This window comes from Rhodococcus sp. H36-A4, assembly GCF_027158005.1.
GTDB lineage: Bacteria > Actinomycetota > Actinomycetes > Mycobacteriales > Mycobacteriaceae > Rhodococcoides.
Map to the genome: position 1 here is coordinate 279,748 of NZ_JAPVLQ010000003.1, position 22,940 is coordinate 302,687.

18 protein-coding genes, 1 tRNA gene and 1 other RNA gene are annotated in these 22,940 nt (G+C 61.3%); 13 read left to right on the top strand and 7 right to left on the bottom strand.

What is annotated here, in order from left to right:
- Positions 1 to 140: 140 nt before the first annotated feature.
- Entirely contained in the window at positions 141 to 3,110 is a 2,970-nt protein-coding gene (locus O1W68_RS10385; protein WP_269303315.1) for a UPF0182 family protein, read from the top strand.
- A gap of 194 nt (positions 3,111 to 3,304) precedes the next feature.
- Here O1W68_RS10385 and O1W68_RS10390 read toward each other — a convergent pair whose 3' ends face one another.
- Entirely contained in the window at positions 3,305 to 3,937 is a 633-nt protein-coding gene (locus tag O1W68_RS10390) for a transglycosylase family protein (protein ID WP_269303317.1), read from the bottom strand.
- A gap of 600 nt (positions 3,938 to 4,537) precedes the next feature.
- On the opposite strand from O1W68_RS10390, the gene O1W68_RS10395 reads away from it, so the two are divergent.
- Positions 4,538 to 4,611: transfer RNA gene (locus O1W68_RS10395), tRNA-Met, on the top strand.
- Positions 4,612 to 4,710: 99 nt separating this feature from the next.
- On the opposite strand, the gene O1W68_RS10400 is transcribed toward O1W68_RS10395, so the two are convergent.
- From O1W68_RS10400 to hisN, 6 genes are all read right to left on the bottom strand, one after another.
- Complete coding sequence (locus O1W68_RS10400) at positions 4,711 to 6,387, bottom strand: acyl-CoA synthetase (RefSeq protein WP_442972321.1); 1,677 nt, start codon at positions 6,385 to 6,387, stop codon at positions 4,711 to 4,713.
- A 172-nt stretch (positions 6,388 to 6,559) separates the two neighbouring features.
- Positions 6,560 to 7,843 carry an RNA polymerase sigma factor gene (locus tag O1W68_RS10405; RefSeq protein WP_269303318.1) on the bottom strand — a complete coding sequence of 428 codons (1,284 nt, stop codon included), beginning with the start codon at positions 7,841 to 7,843 and terminating at the stop codon, positions 6,560 to 6,562.
- 10 nt (positions 7,844 to 7,853) lie between these two features.
- Complete coding sequence (locus O1W68_RS10410) at positions 7,854 to 8,189, bottom strand: YciI family protein (RefSeq protein WP_269303319.1); 336 nt, start codon at positions 8,187 to 8,189, stop codon at positions 7,854 to 7,856.
- Positions 8,190 to 8,392: 203 nt separating this feature from the next.
- On the bottom strand, positions 8,393 to 9,616 hold the full coding sequence (locus O1W68_RS10415; protein ID WP_269303320.1) for an acyl-CoA dehydrogenase family protein: 1,224 nt from the start codon (positions 9,614 to 9,616) through the stop codon (positions 8,393 to 8,395).
- A 41-nt stretch (positions 9,617 to 9,657) separates the two neighbouring features.
- On the bottom strand, positions 9,658 to 11,064 hold the full coding sequence (locus O1W68_RS10420) for an acyl-CoA dehydrogenase family protein (RefSeq protein WP_269303322.1): 1,407 nt from the start codon (positions 11,062 to 11,064) through the stop codon (positions 9,658 to 9,660).
- Between the two features lie 149 nt (positions 11,065 to 11,213).
- Complete coding sequence (hisN, locus tag O1W68_RS10425; protein ID WP_269303324.1) at positions 11,214 to 11,996, bottom strand: histidinol-phosphatase; 783 nt, start codon at positions 11,994 to 11,996, stop codon at positions 11,214 to 11,216.
- Positions 11,997 to 12,122: 126 nt separating this feature from the next.
- On the opposite strand from hisN, the gene prfB reads away from it, so the two are divergent.
- The 11 genes from prfB to O1W68_RS10480 all read left to right on the top strand — a co-directional run bounded on the left by prfB (position 12,123) and on the right by O1W68_RS10480 (position 22,935).
- Entirely contained in the window at positions 12,123 to 13,235 is a 1,113-nt protein-coding gene (prfB, locus tag O1W68_RS10430) for a peptide chain release factor 2 (RefSeq protein WP_269303325.1), read from the top strand.
- 9 nt (positions 13,236 to 13,244) lie between these two features.
- Complete coding sequence (locus tag O1W68_RS10435) at positions 13,245 to 14,174, top strand: mechanosensitive ion channel family protein (protein WP_442972342.1); 930 nt, start codon at positions 13,245 to 13,247, stop codon at positions 14,172 to 14,174.
- On the top strand, positions 14,171 to 14,662 hold the full coding sequence (locus tag O1W68_RS10440; RefSeq protein ID WP_269303330.1) for a hypothetical protein: 492 nt from the start codon (positions 14,171 to 14,173) through the stop codon (positions 14,660 to 14,662). Before O1W68_RS10435 ends, O1W68_RS10440 begins: the two co-directional genes overlap by 4 nt.
- Before the next feature lie 61 nt (positions 14,663 to 14,723).
- The gene (gene ftsE / locus O1W68_RS10445; RefSeq protein ID WP_088944447.1) at positions 14,724 to 15,413 is read left to right on the top strand and encodes a cell division ATP-binding protein FtsE; all 690 of its coding nucleotides are present in this window, start codon (positions 14,724 to 14,726) and stop codon (positions 15,411 to 15,413) included.
- Between the two features lie 126 nt (positions 15,414 to 15,539).
- Entirely contained in the window at positions 15,540 to 16,445 is a 906-nt protein-coding gene (ftsX, locus tag O1W68_RS10450) for a permease-like cell division protein FtsX (RefSeq protein ID WP_269303333.1), read from the top strand.
- Positions 16,446 to 16,647: 202 nt separating this feature from the next.
- Positions 16,648 to 17,121: an SsrA-binding protein SmpB gene (gene smpB / locus O1W68_RS10455; RefSeq protein WP_084346912.1), complete on the top strand. Its 474-nt coding sequence runs from the start codon at positions 16,648 to 16,650 to the stop codon at positions 17,119 to 17,121.
- A gap of 8 nt (positions 17,122 to 17,129) precedes the next feature.
- Positions 17,130 to 17,981, top strand: coding sequence for a DMT family transporter (locus O1W68_RS10460; protein WP_269303734.1), 852 nt, complete (start codon positions 17,130 to 17,132; stop codon positions 17,979 to 17,981).
- Positions 17,982 to 18,060: 79 nt separating this feature from the next.
- Complete coding sequence (locus O1W68_RS10465; protein WP_269303334.1) at positions 18,061 to 19,437, top strand: DUF2867 domain-containing protein; 1,377 nt, start codon at positions 18,061 to 18,063, stop codon at positions 19,435 to 19,437.
- An 82-nt stretch (positions 19,438 to 19,519) separates the two neighbouring features.
- Positions 19,520 to 19,890, top strand: a transfer-messenger RNA (tmRNA) gene (gene ssrA / locus O1W68_RS10470).
- Between the two features lie 181 nt (positions 19,891 to 20,071).
- The gene (gene pgm / locus O1W68_RS10475) at positions 20,072 to 21,712 is read left to right on the top strand and encodes a phosphoglucomutase (alpha-D-glucose-1,6-bisphosphate-dependent) (RefSeq protein ID WP_269303335.1); all 1,641 of its coding nucleotides are present in this window, start codon (positions 20,072 to 20,074) and stop codon (positions 21,710 to 21,712) included.
- Positions 21,709 to 22,935 (top strand): MFS transporter, encoded by a 1,227-nt coding sequence (locus O1W68_RS10480; RefSeq protein ID WP_269303336.1) that lies wholly within the window; start codon positions 21,709 to 21,711, stop codon positions 22,933 to 22,935. Before pgm ends, O1W68_RS10480 begins: the two co-directional genes overlap by 4 nt.
- Positions 22,936 to 22,940: the final 5 nt, after the last annotated feature.

Genomic DNA, 22,940 nt, shown 5'->3' on the forward strand with positions numbered 1-22,940 from the left:
ACGAAAGAGTCGACGGGTGTGAGCGAGTCGATGGGGTCTTCCGTACAGTGGTTCTCAAATCGGACATGGCGGCGCACAATGTGTGCCGCCGAAGCCATCTGCGGTACAGATTTGTACCGCCCGAAGTTGGAGTGTGGCACGTGGGCATGAGGGCCCCCTCCGGACTACCGTCGCTGTCGCGGCGGAGCCGAATTCTACTTGTCCTGGCCTTGGTCCTCGCAGCGTTGCTGCTGATCGGCCCACGCCTTATCGACACCTACACGAACTGGCTGTGGTTCGACGAAGTCGGCTTCCGTCAGGTCTTCACGACGACAGTGCTGACTCGCCTGGTGATCTTCCTGGTTGTCGGCTTGCTGGTCGGTGGAGTCGTATTTCTGTCGATTTGGTTTGCTTACCGGAACCGTCCCGTCTTCGTTCCCGTTGCCGGGCCGAACGATCCGATTGCTCGGTACCGAACGACCGTCATGAGCAGACTCCGTCTGTTCGGCGTCGGAATTCCCTTGATCTTCGGTCTCATCTCCGGTCTCATCGCGCAGACCAACTGGGTCACGGTCCAGTTGTTCCTGCACGGCGGCGATTTCGGAGTTGCCGATCCACAGTTCGGTCTCGATGTCGGCTTCTATTCGTTCGACCTTCCGTTCTACAGGTTCGTACTGAACTGGTTGTTCGTCTCTACGCTCGTCGCGTTCTTCGCGAACTTGGTGACGCAATACATCTTCGGTGGCATTCGTCTGGCGGGCCGCGAGGGCGCGCTCACTCGGGCCGCGCGTATTCAGTTGGCGGTCCTCGCCGGTTCGTTCGTTCTGTTCAAGGCAATTGCGTACTGGTTCGACCGATACTCGCTGCTGTCCAGTAGTCGGAAGGAGCCGACGTTCACCGGTGCAGGCTTCACCGATATCAATGCTGTACTCCCGGCCAAACTGATTCTGTTGGCCATTGCATTGATCTGTGCCGCAGCTTTCTTCGCGGCGATCTTCCTCCGCGATTTGCGGGTTCCAGCGCTTGCAACTGCGTTGCTGGTGCTGTCGTCGATCCTCGTCGGTGCAGTGTTCCCGCTGCTGATGGAGCAGTTCTCGGTTCGTCCCAACGCTGCAGTCAAGGAGCGGGCGTACATCGAAAGGAATATCGCTGCTACCCGAGATGCCTACGGTATCGGGGACGACAACGTCGAGTATCAGGACTACTCGGGTGAAGGTTCGCAGTCTCCACGGGAAAGCCCGGCGGACATCACCACGATTGCGAATACGCGTCTGCTCGACCCGAATGTATTGTCTCGCACCTTCACTCAGCAGCAACAGCTGAAGAACTTCTTCGGGTTTCCAACATCGCTGGATGTCGATCGGTACGAGATCGACGGCCAGCTTCAGGATTACATCGTCGCGGCACGTGAGCTGTCGCCCGAGAGTCTCACTGGTAACCAGACGGACTGGATCAACCGGCACACGGTCTACACGCACGGAAACGGTTTCGTGGCGGCTCCGGCCAACCGCGTCAACGCAGCGGTGCAGGACCCGACTGCTGAGGGATCCAACAGCAACAGCGGTTACCCGATCTATACCGTCAGTGACATTGCTTCGCAGGGCACCGATCAGGTCATTCCTGTGGATCAGCCTCGCATTTACTACGGCGAGGTCATTGCACAGGCCGATCCCGACTATGCCATCGTCGGTACCGGCGGTTCGAGCGGCGATCGCGAATACGACACCGATACCTCTCGCTACACCTATTCCGGTGCGGGCGGCGTATCGGTCGGCAACTGGTTCAACCGGTTGGCCTTCGCAGCCAAGTACGCCGAGCGGAACATCCTGTTCTCGGGAGCTATCGGTGACGATTCCAAGATTTTGTTCAATCGTGATCCCCGCGAGCGTGTTCAGAAGGCCGCCCCGTGGCTGACCACGGACAGTGACTCCTACCCAGCTGTCGTGGACGGAAAGATCGTCTGGATAGTCGACGGCTACACCACGTTGGAGAACTATCCTTACGCGCAGCGTGCGTCGTTGGACGGTCTCACTGCGGACAGTGTGGAATCGACGACAGGTCGGCCGCTTCCCAAGCAAGAAGTCTCGTACATTCGTAACTCCGTCAAGGCGACGGTGGATGCCTACGATGGCTCGGTCACCTTGTACCAGGTGGACGACAAGGATCCGGTGCTCGACGCATGGATGGGCGTTTTTCCGGACTCGGTCCAACCGGAATCTTCCATCCCTGCCGACCTTCGGTCTCACTTCCGGTATCCGGAAGATTTGTTCAAGGTTCAGCGCGAAATGCTCGCCAAGTACCACGTCGATGATCCGAACGAGTTCTTCACCAACAACGCGTTCTGGTCGGTTCCGAGTGATCCGACGGTCGACGGAGGAACCAATCTCAATCAGCCTCCGTACTATGTATTGATCGGCGATCCCGAGACCGGCAAGCCATCGTTCAGATTGACCAGTGCCATGGTCGGATTCGATCGGGAGTTGTTGTCGGCGTACATATCGGTGCGTTCGGACCCTGACAATTACGGCAAGTTCACGATTCTCCAATTGCCGACCGACACTCAGACGCAGGGTCCGCAACAAGCACAGAACTCGATGACGTCGGATGCCCGAGTTGCCTCCGATAGAACCCTGTTACAGCAGTCCAACAACATCCAATACGGAAACCTGTTGACTCTACCGATTGCCGACGGCGGCATCCTGTACGTGGAACCGTTGTACACGGAGCGAAATACTGCGTCCACGTCGACGTTCCCGCAGCTGACCAGGGTGTTGGTGAGCTACCGCGAACCTGGTTCGGGAGGTGGTGTGCGCGTCGGATACGCAGCGACGTTGTCGGAGGCGCTCGATCAGGTCTTCGGCTCGGGCACTGGAACTGCGGCCACCGCACCCGGTGGTGATCCCGAAAATCCCCAGCCCACTGTCGAGCCAGGTGGGACGGCAGGGGCGACTCCTCCACCGGCCACTGCTCCGCCGGCGCAAGGCCAGCCGAGTCAAGCCGCTGTGCAGCGATTGAACAGTGCGCTGACCGATGTACGCACCGCTCAACAGAGCGGTGATCTCGGACGGTTGGGAACTGCCTTCGACGCACTTCAGCAAGCTATCGACGCTTATAACAACGGCGGTAGCTGACGGTAGCTGCGAGTACCCGGACTGTTGGGTACTCGCAGCCACCGGGTGACAGTTACATCGGTGACAGAGATCTGAAGACGAGAACAGACGCGAACGGCGCCGTCACTCATAAGAGTGACGGCGCCGTTCGCGTCTGTTGCGAAGCTATGTCGCCGATCAGCGCTGACGGGTCAGCATGCAGATCGGCCGATCGACTACCGGCCGATCGCGCTGAAGATCGGTGCGTTGGCTGCAACGAGCTGCTGGAACTGTGCGCTGACTCCGTACTGTTCAGCCAGCTTGGACGCAGTGTCGACGTACTGCTGTGCGACGGTGGTGGCCTGATCGACGTACTGCTGTGCGGTTGCCTGGTACTCCGGCGCAACAGGCAGTTCCGGTGTGACGACGGGCTCGACCGGGGCGATGTACTCGGCCGGTGCCTCCTGGACGGGCGCTGCTGGTGCAGGCGCGACCTCGGCAACGGGTGCCGGTGCCGGTGCCGAGACGCCGGTGGTCAGGTTCTGACCGCAGACCGGCCAAGCTCCGGGTCCCTGGCTTTGCAGGGTGTTCTCCGCTACGCGGATCTGCTCTGCCTTGGATGCGCTTTGGGGTGATCCGCTTCCACCGTTGGCGGTCCAGGTGCTCTGCGAGAACTGCAGGCCACCGTAGTAGCCGTTACCGGTGTTGGTGCTCCAGTTGCCGCCGCTCTCGCACGCCGCGACACCGTCCCAGTTGTGCTCTGCAGCGTTCGCAGTGCCCATCGAGAGGCCGAGGGGGATTGCTACGACGGCGCCGGTGACGGTCGCCCATCCGAGTGCACGCTTGCCGAAATTGGTTCCATTGGACATGTGGGGTAAATCCTCTCCGCGCATGCTGACGCAACCGGCCGTGCTGGACTTCGCGAGTAGTACGTGTCCAAGGCGCTGTGTACGAGTAACTCGCACGTGTTGCGGCTCTGCCCCCGTTCGTATTCGGGGATCCATTCCCCGCGGGGCAGAGCAACGCTAGCGGCGGGGGTGGTACTGGCCCTGTGTTTTAGGACCGAGAGCGAAGGTAGTCGAGGATTTTCGTGACGTCACACCAAGAATTTCCGGCACGCCCGTCCACCTGTTGGGACGAATCACGGAATACCCCCTGCTGAGGAGCGGTCGGGACCATTTCGTATCCACTTCGTTATGTGCTCGTTATGTGCTATAGATCACGTGGTTCGGGTGACTCAGGGCACCGTATTCGGTCTACGGGGCCGGCGTGTTGAGCAGGTTTTGGAGTCGATGTGCTGGAAGAGCGAGGCGGGACCACACGGCCGGGTTTCTCTTCCTGGGTATGACGGTAAGGGCGCGATGGTGAGGTTGAGGCGAAGACGAAGAGCCGAACTTCTCCGTCTCGGTTCATCGGGAGCGCAGTGATTTGCTTTCGTTCCAGACCGTCCGGTAACTTAGTTCCTGCATCGCGGGGTGGAGCAGCTCGGTAGCTCGCTGGGCTCATAACCCAGAGGTCGCAGGTTCAAATCCTGTCCCCGCTACTAAGAATGAAGCCGGTACCCATCACGGGTACCGGCTTTAGTTCTTTCTGGACTACTTTCGGTCCGTTCGGCATTTCGCTTGGGCATGTAGTCGATCTGTTACCAGGTCTTCTCGGTCCGTAGATCGTCGGCAACCGGCCCGGCATACTCCGTCAGCGCGCGCCGCAGGATCTTGCCGGTAGCGTTTCTGGGTAGTTCGTCGAGGAACACGATTTCGCGTGGAACCTTGTACCGAGCCAAGTTCGACTTCACGTAGCTCACGATTTCTTCGGCATTTCGTCTCGAGTCGTCCGTTGGAACGATGAAGGCCTTGAGGCGATGTCCGAAATCCGGATCGGCGACTCCGACCACGGCTGCCTCGACGACATCCGCACGTTCGGCAAGTAAGTTCTCCACCTCCAGTGGGTATACGTTCTCACCGCCCGAGACGATCATGTCGTCGTCGCGTCCGTCGACGAACAGTAGGCCGTTCTCGTCGAAGTGGCCGACGTCGCCGGTGGACAGCATTCCGTCGATCCGCTCCTTGTCACGTCCATCGGTGTAGCCGGAAAAGCTCAGTCCGCTCGAGACGAAGATCCGGCCGACTGCTCCGACGTCGGTTACGCGCAGTCCGTCGTTGTCGAACAATTCGACATGGCACGTAACCGGTGGCCGACCCGCGGTGCCGGGCGCCACAGCGAGATCCTCGGGGGTTGCGACGGTAGCAACTGCGACCTCGGTGGATCCGTAAAGATTGTGCAGAACGTGCCCGAACGCCTCGGTCGCGCGACGGCTCAAGTCGGGTGAGATGGCCGATCCTGCTGCGAAAACTATTCGTAGAGAGGATGTGTCGTACTTCGCGAGTACAGCGGGCGGGAGGTCGACAATGCGCTGCAGCATCGTCGGAACCAACACCAATGAGTCCGCGGAATGGCGAGCGACGAGTGCGAGAGTGTTTTCTGGATCGAATTTTCGATGCATCACGACGGTGTTGCACAGCGCCAGGGCCAGCGCGAATTGCGAGACGCCGGTTCCATGGAATGCTGGAGCTGCCATCACCATCGTCTGTCCGCGGCGCAGTGGAACCCGATCCAGGAACTGCGCCGACGCCAACGGGGACGTGTGATTTCGGGGAGCGCCTTTCGGCGTTCCGGTCGTGCCGCTTGTCAGTAGAACGAACCCTCCTTGCGTCGTCGGTGCAGGGACGGCCGAGGTGGATTGCCCTTTCGCCACGTCGGCCAGCGTGGCGATTGCGGGATTCGACGAGTCCGACCAGCTCAGAAAAGCCTTCACCTCGGGTGCGAGAACCGCCGCGACAGCGGCGAACTCCTCGTCGTACACGAAGGTGCCGACCTGCTCGCGGACTGCGACGTCGGCCAATTGTGGGGGAGCGAAACCGGTGTTCATCATGACGAGCCGGATGCCGCCCTTCGCGGCGGCCAGCATGGTGAGCACGAGCCCCCGGTGATTGCGAGCCATCACACCCATGACGGATCCCGCTCCGACACCTGCGTTCATCCAGCCTCGGACGAGCGCGTTGGACTGCTGCTCGAGGTCGTTGTAGGACATCGACCCCATCTCGTCGACGAGAGCGGTTGTGGTGACGCCCGCCGCGGCGTGTGCGTGGACCGGACCCGCGAAGGGTCCGTACTTACCTACTGCACGGATCGATGCGATTCCTCGATCCAGTCGCGGAAACGGAATGAGTCCCGCTCGATTCATGACGCGTACTGCACCGGCTCCTTCGATAATGTGTGACAGCGTGCGGTGTCGAACCATGCTTTGCTTCACCGACATGATCATCCCCTCGAGATCGTGCGTCGTGCCGAAACTGCTTCGCTTGCAGGCGGGTCGAAGACCGTGGACCGGCACCCTGCGGCCTTGATCATAGTGTGATTCATTTCACTCTGAGGGGAAAGCGCCGATCACGTAGTCGTACTGATGTTCGATCTTCAGCTGCGGAGAAGTGTCAAATCTCGAGCGTGTCTTCTGGAGCCGACGGTGCGTTGCGACAGCATGCCGCCAGTCTGCGCTGTACAAATTTTTTCTCGGGTTCGGAGCCAGCGAGGGCGAGTGCGCATTCGAACCATCGAGCAGCTTCCAGCCAGCGATCGAGTCGTGCGAGGAGATCCGCTCGGGCGCAGAGGTAAGGATAGTAGTTCTTCAGCAACGGCTCGGTAGACAGCGCTTCCATCAATTCGAGGCCGGCGCCGGGGCCCTCGCACAAAGCGATAGCTGCCGCCTTGTTGAGAGAGACGATCGGCGACGGCGCGATCGTCGCCAGGACGCCATACAATTCTGCGATCTGAGGCCAATCCGTGCTCTCGGCGTCGATAGCTTCGTCGTGCAAGGCCGCAATAGCTGCTTGAACGCCGTACGGACCGGGGGAGCCGCCGGTGAGAGCGAGGACCACCAACGCCCGCCCTTCATCGATCATCTCGCGGTCCCATAGCCGGCGATCCTGCTCTTCGAGCATCACGATCTCACCGTCTTTTCCTCCGCGTGCCGAACGCCGGGCGTGAGTGCAGAGCATGAGTGACAACAGCCCGGCAACTGCACGCTCGGCAGGAAGCAGACCGTGCAGAATCCGGCCGAGCCGTATCGCTTCTTCGGCCAGATCTGTGCGGATCAGGTTTTCGCCGGACGACGCTGAATAACCCTCGGTGAAGATCGAATACACAACCTGCAGAACCCCCGGCAGCCGTTCAGCCATTTCGTGTCGATCCGGGACGCGGAAGGGAATCCGCGCGACCCGGATCTTGTTCTTGGCCCTGGAGATTCGCTGTCCGGCCGTCGACGAAGGAATCAAGAAGGCCCTAGCAACTTCGGTTGTCGTCAACCCGGCCAGAGTGCGCAGCGTGATCGCAATACGATCGTCCGGTGCCAGTGCGGGATGCGCACAAGTGAAGAAAAGTTGAAGACGTTCGTCGGGCAGACCGTCGTCGACGGGACCGGAAGCCGGCGACAGGAATGCGCGATCTTGCTCAACCTGAAGTACGGCGAGTTTGGCGGCGTAGGCCTGATCGCGTCGAAGTCTGTCCACCGCCCGGCGCCGGGCGGTGGTCAGTAGCCAAGCGCCGGGTCTCGAAGGGACGCCATCGACCGGCCACCGACTCAACGCAGCCTCCAACGCATCGGAGGTAGCGTCTTCGGCCAAATCCAGATCGCCGAATCGCCCCACGAGCGTTGCCAGCAGTTGCCCGTATTCTTCGCGGAACACGGCTTCGAGGGAGAGTGCCGATCCGTGGCTCATCACGACAGTCTCAGAAGTCGGCGATCGGTCGTACGACCACCGCACCACCGCCGCGAGAACCCGGGCATCGTTCGGCCCAATCGAGTGCGGCGTCCAGATCCGGCACATCGATGACCTCGAACCCGCCCAATACCTCTCGTGTTTCCGCAAACGGTCCGTCCGTGATGCTGCGCTGCCCGGATGAGTCGACCTGCACTGTTGTCGCCGTCGTGAGATCTGCGAGAGCGTGGCCGGTAACCCACACGCCCGCATCCTGCATTTCCTTACCGAACTGTATCCAGTCCTCCACCGAACAACCGTTATCGAAATCTGCGCTCGGCGCGTTGATCAGCAGCATGTACTTCATGTTCGTCTCCTTGTATCAGCGGTGCCTTGTTCAGCACGTTCGTTGTCTTACATGGTGACGACGAACGGCGTTCAGCGTTTTCGACACTGCGACAGAAAATATCCCGCCACACATCTACCGACGATACTTCTGCGGGGACGCAAAGAACCCGTGGTCGACTCGAGCCGACCACGGGTTCTTCGGAGGGATGCTGTTTGGAACGACTATTTCAACGTCGCCGACGTCTTTCCCAGTACGCGACGGGCAACGATCAGTTGCTGAATCTGCTGCGTTCCTTCGAAGATGTCGAGGATCTTCGAGTCTCGGCTCCACTTCTCCAGGAGAAGTCGTTCCGAGTACCCGGATGTCCCGGCCAGCTCGACGGCTTTGAGCGTGATATCGGTTGCCGAACGGCCGGCCTTCGCTTTGGCCATCGAAGCCTGAAGCGAGTTCGGCTGCTTGTTGTCGGCCATCCAGGCTGCTCGAAGTGCAAGGAGGTGAGATGCCTCCCAATCCGCTTCGAGCCGCAAGAACTCGGCTGCAGCGGCATGCTGGTTGTATGCCGGGGTGGTGTACGAAATATCGACACCAGCCTCGGTCAGAATCGACCGCAGCTCTTCGAGGGCAGCCCTGGCTACACCGATCGCCATGCCGGCTACGAGTGGTCGCGTGTTGTCGAACGTCTGCATGACGCCCGCGAACCCCTTGTCGACATCCACTTCCGGGTTTCCGAGGAGATTGTCCTTCGGAATCCGGCAATTCTCGAAGAGAAGTGCTGCTGTGTCGGAGGCCTTGATTCCGAGCTTGTGTTCGAGGCGAGCAACACTCAGCCCTGGGGCATCGCGCGGTACGACGAACGATTTGATCGCTGCGCGTCCCTTCGACTTGTCCACCGTCGCCCATACGACGATGTGGCTCGAACGCTCACCAGCGGTCACGTAGATCTTCTCGCCGTTGAGAACCCACTCGTCGCCGTCGAGAACTGCAGTTGTGGTCACGGCTGCCGAGTCGGATCCGAAGCTTGGCTCTGTTATGGCCATGGAAGCCCATACCTTGCCGAACCGTTCGAGTTGCTCGTCGGTGGATACTGCTGCGATCGCCGAGTTGCCGAGCCCCTGATAGGGGATGGACAAGGTCAATCCGACGTCGCCCCAGCAGGTTTCGATGACATTGATCAGTGCGGACATGTTTCCGCCGTTGGCATTGGCGGTCTTGCTGGGCTTCGGTGCGGACTCGCTGTCCTTTTGGCGGCCACCTGCTGCGCCACCGATATCGTTGCCTGCGTCGGACATTCCTTCGACCATGGACGCCATGGTGTCCAGTTCGACCGGGTATTCGTGCTCGGCGAGGTCGTACTTACGCGAGATCGGGCGGAAGATTTCGGCCGCGACCTGGTGCGCTTGATTCGCCTGTGCCCGAAGCTTTTTGGGTAGTTCGAGATTGATCATCGTGTATGTCCTTGGGTCATTTCCTTCAAGGTGGGCGCGAATCAGATGAGGACGATGCCTTCGGCGGTGCCGATGGCGCGAAGGTCGCGGTACCAACGTTCCACCGGGTGCTCCTTGGTGAAGCCGTGGCCGCCGAGGAGTTGAACTCCGTCCGAACCGATTTGCATACCCTTTTCCGACGCAAGACGACGCGCGAGGGCGGCCTCGCGGGCGAAGGACAGTCCCTGCTCTGCGCGCGACGCACCGCGGAGGGTCACCAACCGCATGCCGTCCAACTCGATGGCAATGTTGGCGACCATGAAGGCGACGGCTTGTCGATTGCTGATGGGCTCACCGAAAGCCTCACGCTCGTTGACATACGGGATGACGTAGTCGAGAACAGCTTGGCTGGTACCGACTGCGAGGGAGGACCAACCGAGGCGAGCAAGACTGATGGCATCCGCGTAGTCGAGCGCATGCTGGTCCGAATCTCCGTCGCCGAGCAGTGCGGACTCCGGGAGGGCAACGTCGGTCAGAATCAACCGTCCGAGGCCTGCGGCCCGCAGGCCCATGCTCGGGTCGGCTTCGACGACAAGGCCTTTGGAGTCGGACTCGACGATGAAGAAGGCCGGACGGCCCTCCAGTTCGGCGGCGATGATGAACAATTCGGAACTTGCTGCCGCGGGAACGAGACTCTTGACGCCGTTGAGCTTGAAGCCGCTGGGCGAACGAACTGCCTTGGTGGCCAATGCAAATGGGTCGAACAAGGCGCGAGGTTCGTTGACTACGACGGCTGCATTGGGCACCTTGTCGCCGACGAATGCGGGAAGGTAGGTTTTCTGCTGGGCGTCGGTGCCCCACTGGGTGAGTGCAACGGCGACGCCGCTGGGCGCAAGAATGGGTAGTGCCAGCCCCATGTCTCCGTGCGCCAGTGCTTCGGCTACCAGGGAATTGGTGACGGCACCGCGCTGGGAGGCTGCGCCGTCCAGCTCCTCCGGTACGTTGATCAACGTGATGCCGAGTTCGGCGGATCTGCGAACGAGGTCCTCTGGAGACGATGCGGATGCATCCGACTCGAATGCTGCGGGCCGCAGAATTTCCTCCGCGAATTCCTTGACCGTCTCGACGATCATGCGCTGCTCGTCGTCGGGAGTCAGATCGAAATACTCGAGGTTCTTGGCCGCGGAGTCGTCGAGGCGCTTGGGCTTGTCGTTTCCGGTCGCCTTCGCGAACTTACGAGTTGCGGCTCCCAGGGTCTTGAACCCGGTCTTGGTGCTCTCGTATGTGACGCGGTCGATGGTTTGGCGGAAGTTGTACTTCTCTGCCAGCTCGGATCCGGTGATTGCCGTGAGCACGCGCATGGCGGTGCCGATGGCATCTCGTTTGAACGGATTGAGGCCAACCGCGGACGTGTCGCGAGGCGCTTTGCGCTTCGTTTCGATCACACTGTCTTGCTTGCTCATGATCACCAGCTGTTTCTCGGTGTCGGGCTCGGACCCGCACTATCTTACTCCCGAGTAAGATAGCTGTCTACTCCTGAGTAAGTTGTTGGCTGTCGTCGCACGTCAGCGATAGTGCGGCACCCTCCGATCATCACAGCAACGCACCTGCAATTGTCTCAGCTAAGGCGGCGAACTACCTCGTCCTGCAGAAGTCCGTTGGTCGCAATGGCGCTGCCTCCGTGGGGGCCGGGTCGGCCGTCGACCGAGGAAAACCTGCCACCGGCCTCGCGGACGAGAATGTCCAGCGGAGCCAGGTCCCACAACGAGACCTCCGGCTCGGCCGCAATATCCAGCGCGCCCTCGGCCACCAGGCAATAGGAGAAGAAGTCGCCGTAGCCACGCACACGCCACACATCGTCGGTCAACGAGATGAACTCCTCGCGTACCCCACGCTCCAACCAGCCCGAGAGGCTGGCGAAGCTCAAGCTGGCAGAAGACAATTCCCGCACAGCCGAAACACCGAGTCGCCGGGGCGAGCCGTTGTCGAAGGCTGTGAACGAGCCTGCGGACTCCGAGGCCCACCACCTCCGGTTCAGTGCCGGCGCGCTGATGACACCGACTACCGGGACACCGTCGCTCAGCAGTGAGACGAGTGTTGCCCAGATCGGCACGCCGCGAACGAAGTTCTTGGTGCCATCGATGGGGTCGATGACCCACTGTCTTCCCTTCAGCGCAACATCACCGCCGAATTCCTCACCGAGCACTGCATCATCGGGGCGTTGCTCGCTCAGCACGGACCTGAGTTGCTGTTCGACGGCCAGATCCGCGTCGCTGACCGGGGTCAGGTCCGGTTTGTCGTCGACTTCGAGATCCAGGGCGAGAAATCGATTCCGCGTGATGGAGTCGGCTTCGTCGGCCAAAGCAAGCGCGAGTCGGAGGTCGGCAGCGTAGTCGGTCACGCGAACAAGACTAGAGGTGTCGACGGAGTCGCCGTCACCTTCGTCAATCGATGCGTTCGGAAGTCCGGGGTCGCGTCGGGCATGGCGGTCTCCGTGCCATCGACGGTGCCGGTAACCTTGACTCTCGTGCATCCTGACGTTTCCGCAGACCTAGCCGAACTCGACATCACCCTCACCACGATCGAGTCTGTCCTCGACATCGAGGAGCTGCGCAGACGGATCAACGAGCTGGAGCATCAAGCTGTGTCGCCGGACCTGTGGAACGACCAGGACCACGCTCAGCAGGTGACAAGTGCGCTCTCGCACGCCCAGGCGGAACTGCGTCGTGCGGAGGCACTGCGGCAAAGGCTCGACGACCTCCCGGTTCTGTACGAACTGGCCGAGGGTGAAGAAGGTGAGGCCGAGGTGTCCGCAACGGCGGATGCCGACGCCGAGCGCGCCGCTCTGCGAGAAGACATTGCCGCCGCCGAAGTGCGGACCCTGTTGTCCGGTGAATACGACCAGCGCGACGCGCTCGTCAACATTCGTTCCGGCGCCGGCGGAATCGACGCGGCCGACTGGGCCGAGATGCTCATGCGGATGTACATCCGTTGGGCCGAAAAGCACGGTTACGGCGTCGAGGTCTACGACACGTCGTACGCCGAGGAAGCGGGCATCAAGAGTGCGACCTTCGCGATCAAGGGCCCATATACGTACGGCACACTCTCGGTCGAGCAGGGAACGCATCGGCTGGTTCGTATCAGCCCGTTCGACAACCAGGGACGGCGTCAGACTTCTTTCGCCGAGGTAGAGGTCCTGCCGGTCGTCGAGACCACCGATCACATCGAGATTCCCGAGAACGACATCCGCGTCGACGTCTACCGGTCCAGCGGTCCGGGCGGTCAGTCCGTCAACACCACCGACTCTGCGGTCCGATTGACACACATTCCGACCGGCATCGTCGTGACGTGTCAGAACGAAAAGTCGCAGCTGCAGAACAAGGTGTCCGCGATGCGGGTGCTGCAGGCCAAACTCCTCGAGGTCAAACGCAAAGAAGAGCGTGCAGAGATGGATGCGCTCAAGGGCGACGGTGGAAGTTCGTGGGGTAACCAGATGAGGTCCTACGTTCTGCATCCGTATCAGATGGTCAAGGATCTGCGTACCGAATACGAGGTGAACAACCCCTCCACTGTGCTCGATGGTGATATCGACGGTTTCCTGGAAGCCGGGATTCGCTGGCGTATGCGGGGGGAGGAGTAAGTCGACATGATGGCTGCCACGACGGTTAGCGCCTTATCGTTCGGACTGCCTCCCGATCTTCGACTCTGGCTCAGCGGTCGCGGTTTGGAAATCGTGCTGTACATACTCGGCGGCATGCTGGTGGCCAGGTTGATCAGCTGGGCCGGGTCGCGGATCACCACGCGCATAGATTCGAACTACCAGCACAGTGACGCGCTGGTCAGGTCTGAGGCAGCCAAGCATCGGCACGCACTCGCTCAAGTGATCACCTGGGTTGCCGTCACCATCGTCTACGTACTCGTCACCATCGAAGTTCTCCGACGGTTCGGTTTCGCCGTCACCTCGCTCGTCGCACCCGCAACAGTCCTGGGCGCAGCTCTCGGCTTCGGCGCGCAGCGCGTAGTGCAGGACATTCTCGCCGGATTTTTCATCATCACCGAACGGCAGTACGGGTTCGGTGACGTCGTACAGATCGCCGTCCTCGGTTCGGCGGAAGATGCCGAGGGGACCGTCGAGGACGTCACATTGCGTGTCACTCGGGTTCGTAGCGTGGACGGTGAAGTGATCACCGTTCCGAACGGGCAGATCGTCAAAGCGATCAACCTGTCGAAAGACTGGGCACGCGCGGTGGTCGACGTTCCGATTCCTTCCACCGCCGACCTCACACACGTCAACGAAATTCTGCGACGCGTCGGGCACGCGGCATTTGCCGATGCCAGACTGCGAAAGCTATTGCTCGACGAGCCCACCGTGATGGGTGTGGAGAGCATCGAGGTCGATCTGGTGCATGTGCGTCTGGTAGCGAGAACGTTGCCAGGTAAGCAATTTCAGGTCGGACGCGAATTGCGTGTTCGGGTGGCAGCAGCGTTGCAGCCCGAGGGGATCAGCGTGGCCCCGGACGTCTCGACCGCCGGAGTCGCACCCGACTCGGCCCAAGGTGACCGGGGGGCGGACAGGTGACCGAAGAGAACACCGACACCGATCGGTCGACTCGCCACTGGAAGATCCCGTCGCGACTCTTCGGGCGCGCCCGAACGTCGACGGTGGCGCTCGGAATCTGCTTCGTGCTGACCGCGCTGCTCTACGGTCAGGTACGTCCTGAGCCGGAAAGTGCGGTGAACGGCCCGACTCCGATCGACACCGGTCAATACCAGAACCGTCTTCCGAGCTACGTTCCCGAATCCTTGACGCCGCCGACCGGCGTCCCGCCGTCGTCGAGCGTCGACTCCACTACATCGCAGGACCCCTCGGACACAAGCGGCACACCGGGGGAGCCAGGGCAACAGCAGGAGCCGGGACAGCAGGGAGGGCCCGGGTCGTCAACCGGAGAATCGGGGAGCGCGACGACGCAGGTTCCGACCTATTTGCCAGGTATTACCGTTCCTCCGCAACTACGATCGCTATATCCGCAGGCGCCCGCCCCCTCAGCCCCGTCGAGCACCCCATGACATTCGAATCGCGGTCCTCGCTTCGGTCGGCTACCCGCCGGTAAGGACTACACTGCGAGCCGTGATCAGCACCACGAATGTGTCCAAGTCGTACAAGACGTCGACCAGGCCTGCACTGGACAACGTGACCGTATCCGTGGACAAGGGCGAGTTCGTCTTCCTCATCGGCCCTTCGGGTTCCGGCAAGTCGACGTTCATGCGTCTCCTCCTGAAGGAAGAAAGCCCGACCTCAGGAGACATCCACGTAGCGGACTTTCACGTCAACCGGCTCTCGTCACGGCGGGTTCCACGGTTGAGGCAGAGCATGGGTTGTGTATTCCAGGACTTCCGGCTTCTGCAGCAGAAAACCGTCGTCGAGAACGTCGCATTCGCCCTCGAAGTCATCGGCAAGCCGCGCTCGATGATCAAGCGGACAGTGCCCGAGGTCCTCGAACTGGTCGGGCTCGGCGGCAAGTCCGATCGCTTACCCTCCGAGCTGTCCGGCGGCGAACAACAACGCGTCGCGATCGCACGAGCATTCGTCAACCGACCTCTCGTCCTGCTGGCCGACGAGCCGACCGGAAATCTCGATCCCGACACCAGCCAAGACATCATGATGCTGCTCGAGCGGATCAACCGAACCGGCACGACAGTTCTCATGGCTACCCACGACAATCACATCGTCGACTCGATGCGCCGACGCGTAGTCGAACTGGACAACGGTCGGGTGGTGCGAGACGAGGCTCGCGGGGTCTACGGCGTGGGCAGATAGCATCCCCGGGTCGTTCCGCAGGCTCCACTCCTGGACAGCGGGTCGTTCCGCAGGCTCCACTCCAGCCGGCAGTGCCGGCTGACATGACTTTCTCGACCGCACACACCGAAGGGCCCGGATTCCGCGATGCGCGCAAGTTTCATTTTCAGTGAGGTTCTGACCGGACTTCGCCGCAACATCACCATGACTATCGCCATGATTCTCACGACCGCAATCTCGCTCGGCCTGTTCGGCGGCGGTCTGCTGGTTGTGCAGATGGCAGGAAAAACGCAACAGATCTTTCTAGATCGCGTCGAGGTTCAGATATTCCTCACCGACGACATTTCCGCGACCGACCCGGAGTGCGCCCAGGACACATGCGCGGCCCTGCGTAGCGACCTGGAGTCGACGCCCGCAGTCGTGTCCGTGGAATACCTGAATCGGGATGACGCGGTCAAGGACGCGACCGAGCGAGTCTTCAAGGACCAACCCGAATTGGCGCAGTTGGTGAGCCCGGACAGCTTCCCGGCGTCGTTCAAAGTCAAGTTGAGCGATCCCGAGCGGTTCGGCGTCATCAACGACAACTTCGCCGATCGTCCAGGCGTGCAGAGCGTGCTCAACCAACGCGATCTGGTCGAGCGGCTCTTCAGTGTGTTGAACGGGGTGCGTAACGCCGCCTTCGCCATTGCCATCGTTCAGGCGATCGCCGCAATACTGTTGATTGCCAACATGGTTCAGATTGCTGCGTTCACCAGGCGTACCGAGGTCGGCATCATGAGACTGGTCGGCGCAACACGGTGGTACACGCAGCTACCGTTCCTGCTCGAGGCCGTCGTCGCCGCGATCATCGGATCAGGGCTTGCAATCGCAGGCCTGTTCGGCGCCAAGAACATCTTCATCGACGACGTACTCGCCGACGTATACGAAGCCAACATTCTCGCGCGCATCTCCAATAGTGACGTGCTGCTGGTGTCGCCGTTCCTCGCACTCGTCGGCATCGGTATGGCGGCCGTGACCGCATACATCACGCTGCGCCTCTACGTCCGAGAATAGATCCGCTCCGGCGAATCCTGGTCGCTGCGCAGGCTCCGCTCCGGCTGATTCTGGTCGCTACGCAGGCTCCGCTCCGGCTGATTCTGGTCGCTGCGCAGGCTCCGCTCCGGCCGGAAGAAAACCGATTGCGCACCGGTTCTATGCTGGAGCGGCTGTGTACACGAGCGCACACGCCTTCCCGCGCTCGAGAAAGGGCCCTGCAGTGAGAGAGAAGGGCCGTAAGGCCATCGCGACCAACCGAAAAGCGCGACACAATTATGCGATCCTCGATGTCTACGAGGCCGGTGTCGCCCTTGTCGGAACCGAAGTGAAGAGTCTTCGCGAAGGCAAAGCATCCTTGGCCGACGCTTTTGCGACCGTAGACGACGGTGAGGTGTGGCTGCGTGGACTGCACATCCCCGAGTACACGCAGGGCAGCTGGACAAACCATGCACCGAGGCGCACTCGGAAGCTTTTGCTACACAAGCGAGAAATCGAACGTCTCGCGGGCAAGGTCAAGGAAGGCAGCCTGACGATCGTCCCGCTGTCGATGTATTTCTCCGATGGCAAGGTCAAGGTCGAACTCGCCTTGGCCCGAGGTAAACAGGACTACGACAAGCGTCAGGACTTGGCGCGCCGCACCGCCGAGCGCGAGGTGACGCGCGAACTCGGACGCCGTATCAAGGGCATGCGCTGACAGCAATCCTGCTCGCGCTCGTCGCAGCCGTCGGCTACGGAGTCAGCGACTTCGTAGGAGGAGTCGCATCGAGGCGGGTAGCCGCACTTCGAGTCGTCATCGTTTCGTACCCGTTCTCTTTGGTCGTTGTCTTGCTGATAGCCCCATTCGTCGGCGGCACCGTGTCGTTGGTTCCGATGTTGTGGGGGCTTGCGTCCGGGGTCGCCGGGGGACTTGCGGTGTGGTGGTTCTATCTCGCCCTGGCTTCGGGACCGATGGCCGTCGTGTCGCCGCTGACGGCCGTCCTCGTCGCCGGCATTCCGGTGCTCGCTGGGCTCATGATCGGAGAAAGACCCGGCATACTCGCATTCTGCGGAATTGCTCTCGCGCTCGTTGCGGTCGTCTTGGTGAGTAAAGAATCGCCGGACGAGGCGACCGGTGAGGTCGCGGGCGGTCGCGACATGAAATTCACCCGTGCAGTGGCCTGGCTCACGGTCGGCTCGGGCATCACTTTCGCGTTGGCGTTCATCTGTCTACATCAGATCGGCGACGGGGCAGGACTGTGGCCACTGGCCGCGTCGCGATTCTCGGCGACCGCCGTCGTATGGAGCGTCGCCCTGGCAACCGGTCACTTCACCGCCCCCCATGGAAGTGTGCTGAAACTCGCGGCGTTCATCGGCGTGCTCGACGTCGCCGCGAACGCCGCACTGCTGTACGCCTTCCAAGGTGGGATGCTCTCGCTGGTCAGCGTCATTGCGTCGCTGTATCCGGCGGCGACGGTGCTGTTGGCGATGGTGATGCTCGGCGAGCGTGTCGGTCGTCTGCAGCAGATCGGAATGGTCATAGCTCTGGGCGCGGTGGGGATGATCGCCGTCGCATGATGATCCGATTCCGGCTGGGTGCACGTGATTGTCCCGCCGATCCCGGTTGAATCACCCACTACGGGGGTATCAGGGGTTGATGACCGCCAACATCAACTCGACCCCGCTTCGCGTGCTTGTCACCGGAGCGACGGGCTATCTCGGAGGACGCCTCGCTCCGCGGCTTCTCGACGCCGGTTACACAGTGCGAGTGTTGGCGCGTAACCCCGACAAGCTGGACGGTGTTCCGTGGGCAGACGATGTCGAGATTGCGCAGGGCGACCTCAACGATCGAGATTCTCTAAAGGCTGCGTTCGCGGACGTGGACGTCGTCTACTACCTCGTTCACTCGATGGGCTCGGTGGGGCACGACAACTTTGCGGACGCCGAGCGTGCCGGCGCTGAGAACGTCGCCGAAGTTGCCGCTGAAAGCGGAGTGGGAAGAATCGTCTACCTGGGCGGATTGCACCCCACCGACGGTCAGTTGTCGGAGCATCTGCAATCTCGCGCCGAAGTAGGTCGGATTCTCATCGAATCCTCGGTACCTACGCTGGTGCTCCAGGCCGGTGTCGTCATCGGTTCCGGTTCGGCGTCCTTCGAGATGATCCGGCACCTGACGAACCGTCTACCGGTCATGACGACGCCGAGATGGGTGCACAACAGAATCCAGCCGATCGCGGTGCGAGATATGCTCCACTACCTCATCGGCGCTGCCGAGGCCGATCTGAAGGAGAGCCGAACGTTCGACGTCGGAGGCCCCGACGTCATGGAGTACGGCGAAATGATGAACATTTATGCGGGAGTTGCCGGGCTGCGCCAGCGTCGAATGGTGGTGCTGCCGGTGTTGACGCCGCGCCTCGCCGGCCATTGGATCGGATTGGTCACCCCGATCCCGCGCGGACTGGCCATGCCACTGATCGAATCTTTGCAATTCGACGCCGTCGCTCACGAAATGGACGTCGATTCGATCATCCCTCGACCTGCAGACGGTCTGACTTCGTATCGCGAGTCCGTGCGTCTCGCGCTGCGGAATATCGAGGAAGGGGAGACCGAAACGACGTGGTCCGACTCCGACTCGGCGCAACCGTCCGATCCACTGCCGACCGATCCGACGTGGGCAGGGGAGGTCCTCTACTGCGACAGTCGCAGCGTATTTCTCGGCAGCGGGCCGAGTGAGATCCGTAGCCGACTGCGAGGCGCTGTCGAATCGGGCGAATTGAAGGGCTGGCGTCGGGAGGATCGTGAAGAGGAAAACTCGGGTGAGGTTCGGTTGCGGTCTACCGCATCACTGCCGGGCGACGCGCGGATGCAGTACCAGGTGATCTCGGCGGGTGGTGGTACTCGACTCGAACAGCGAACCTACTTCTTCCCACGCGGACTCGCAGGGAGGGTGTTTTGGTACGGGTCTCTGCCGGCCCGCAAGGTTGTGCTGGGTCGTACGCTGCAGGCGGTTGTGCGGCAGGTCGACCGCGCCTGACACACCACGGTGGGTATCGGGATGATTCTGCTCGGCGCACGCGTTACACTGACAAGCCGGAGCACAGTGCTTCGGAACATACGGGGCTGAACGGTTTCGACTTTGTATGTTGAGTCAGGGGAAGCGTGTCGGTGCAGGCGAGAGACCACCGTAAGCGTCATCGCAAAAATATAAGCGCCGATTCCAATCAGCGCGACTACGCACTCGCTGCCTAAGTAGCGACTGCGTGTCTGTCAGTCCGGGCTTGCCCTCGGTCCGGGTACTGGCATCAGCTAGAGGGCTTACCGATTCACTCGGCCACGGAGTGATGAGGAAAATCAAACAGTGGCTGGGATCGTCATCCTGGCTTGTTTGCGAGATCGGGAGATCCAAGTAGAGACATAGCAGACTGCACACGGAGAAGCCCTGGCAATGCAGCAGAGGACCCGGGTTCGATTCCCGGCAGCTCCACGCAAACGCCGGGCCGCACGAGAGCATCAGCTCTCGAGCGGCCCGGCGTTTTCTGTATGTCAGTATCCGTGGGGGTACCCGGTGCTCGCTACACGCCGTCGGATCGCAGGTGCGCCGTCGTGAAACTTCATTGGGGAACTAGTGTTGTCTCCGGGTTGACTCGGACACTAGAAGGAGGCGCATCGTGGCGCACGAAAGAGCTGGTTCGGTTGCTTTGCCCGTAGATCTCGTCGACGTAGCCCAGCTGGTCACGGCCTACTACTCGCGTACTCCGGACATGTCGGATCCGGGCCAACACGTCGTTTTCGGGACGTCCGGTCACCGTGGATCCAGTCTGGATACGGCGTTCAACGAGGCTCATATTCTCGCAACGACGCAGGCGATCGTCGAATACCGCGCCTCGCAGGGCATCACCGGCCCGATGTTCATCGGCCGTGACACGCACGCGCTGTCCGAGCCCGCGTGGACCACAGCGTTGGAAGTTCTTGCTGCAAACGATGTTTCGGTACTCGTCGACTCCAGAGATCGATACACGCCGACGCCCGCAGTCAGTCACGCGATTCTGCGCTACAACTCGGCCGGATCGTCTGCCAAGGCCGACGGCATCGTCGTGACACCTTCGCACAATCCGCCGCGCGACGGCGGATTCAAATACAATCCTCCGCACGGTGGTCCCGCGGACAGCGACGCCACGTCCGTGATCGCGGACCGTGCGAACGAGATTCTGCGCGGTGGACTGACAGGTGTGAAGCGTGTGTCGTTGTCGACCGCACTCAGTAGCTCGGTGGGCAAGTACGACTTCCTCGGAACGTATGTCGAGGATCTGCCGAACGTCGTAGATCTCGACGCGATCAGGTCGGCCGGGGTGCGCATCGGCGCCGATCCGCTCGGTGGTGCGAGTGTCGACTACTGGCAGTCGATCGCCGAGCGTCACAACCTCGACCTCACTGTGGTCAATCCGCTCGTCGATGCGACTTTCCGCTTCATGACGCTCGATACCGACGGAAAGATCCGAATGGATTGTTCGTCTCCCAACGCGATGGCGTCGTTGATCGCAGCACGGAACTCGTACGACATCTCCACGGGAAACGACGCCGACTCGGACCGTCACGGAGTGGTGACACCGGACGGTGGTCTGATGAATCCCAATCACTATCTGGCAGTTGCAATCGACTACCTCTTCACGCACCGGTCCGGTTGGTCGCCGAACTGCAAAGTCGGAAAAACTCTGGTGTCGTCTTCGATGATCGATCGTGTCGTCGCAGGCCTCGGCCGAGACTTGCTCGAGGTCCCGGTCGGATTCAAATGGTTCGTGCCGGGACTCCTCGACGGCGGTCTCGGATTCGGCGGCGAAGAGTCGGCGGGAGCCTCGTTCCTGCGGACCGACGGGCAGGTATGGACGACGGACAAGGACGGCATCATCCTCGCGCTGCTCGCTTCGGAGATCACCGCTGTCACGGGCAAAACGCCGTCCCAGCGCTACACCGACTTCACTGCGCAGTACGGCAATCCCGTGTACGCACGGGTCGATGCGCCCGCTTCACGTGAGGAGAAGGCCGTCCTGGCGAAGCTCTCTGCTGATCAGGTCACGGCAACCGAACTTGCGGGGGAGAAGATCACTGCCACACTTACGACCGCACCCGGCAACGGCGGCGCGATCGGGGGACTGAAGGTGACCACCGAAAGCGCGTGGTTCGCCGCACGTCCATCGGGAACCGAGGATGTCTACAAGATCTACGCCGAATCGTTCAAGGGTGCAGATCATCTCGCGCAGGTGCAGACCGCTGCGAGAGAACTGGTGTCGCAGGCACTCGACCGATCGTGACAGCTCCCAAACCGACCGACGGTGTGAAGGATGGCGCACTGCCGTCGCAAATCTGGGTCCTGATCTCGGCGAGCTTCGTGATAGCTCTCGGATTCGGCATCGTCGCACCGGTAATTCCACAGTTCGCCACCGAATTCGGAGTCGGCGTAGTTGCTGCGTCGGCGGTCATCAGCGTGTTCGCCGCCATGCGACTGTTGTTTGCGCCTGCCAGCGGACTTTTGGTGCAGAAGCTCGGTGAGCGACCGGTGTACCTGGCAGGTCTTTTGATCGTGGCTGCATCGACCGGCGCCTGCGCATTCTCCCAAACCTATTGGCAGCTCCTGATCTTTCGGGGGCTCGGCGGTATCGGCTCGACAATGTTCACGGTGTCGGCTCTGGGTCTTCTCATCCGAATGAGTCCGGCGGACAGCCGCGGACGCGTATCGGGGTTCTATGCGACGAGCTTCCTGATGGGGTCGATCGGTGGCCCGCTCGTCGGCGGTGCGGTCGTCGGATTGGGTTTACGAGCGCCATTCATCATCTACGCAATCGCTCTGATCATCGCTGCTGCGGTCGTCTTCTTCAGCCTCGGCAACGTCGATTCGACCGAATCCGAGCACGATTCTGCAGTACCGATGATGTCGCTGCGCGCTGCGTTGAAAGTGCCCGCCTACCGGGCTGCTCTTTCCTCGAATTTCGCGACGGGGTGGGCAGTGTTCGGTGTTCGCGTTGCATTGGTTCCGCTGTTCGTCGTTGCGGTGCTCGACCGCTCGGCTGCAGTGGCTGCAGTGGCGCTGGCGGTGTTCGCCGTTGGAAACGCCCTCGTGCTGATCACGTCCGGACGACTTTCCGACGTCCGCGGGCGAAAACCGTTCGTCGTCGCAGGCCTCATCGTTGCGGGTGTGGGAACCGCAGCCCTCGGTCTGACGGATAACGTGGCGCTGTTCATGATCGCCTCCTTCGTTGCTGGTTTCGGATCCGGTTTGATGACACCGGCGCAGCAGGCCTCGGTGGCCGACATCATCGGCTCCCGTGCACGCGGTGGTCCGGTTCTCTCGACATTCCAAATGGCATCCGACGTCGGGGCAATTCTCGGCCCCATCGTCGCCGGCGCAGTGGTCGAGTACTACTCCTACGGGACGGCCTTCGTGATGTCCGGGGCGATTCTGCTCTCGGCGGCGGTGTGGTGGCTGTTGGTAACCGATACGGCGAAGGCGGCAAAAGAGGCTGCCCGCAAGCAATGAGCTGC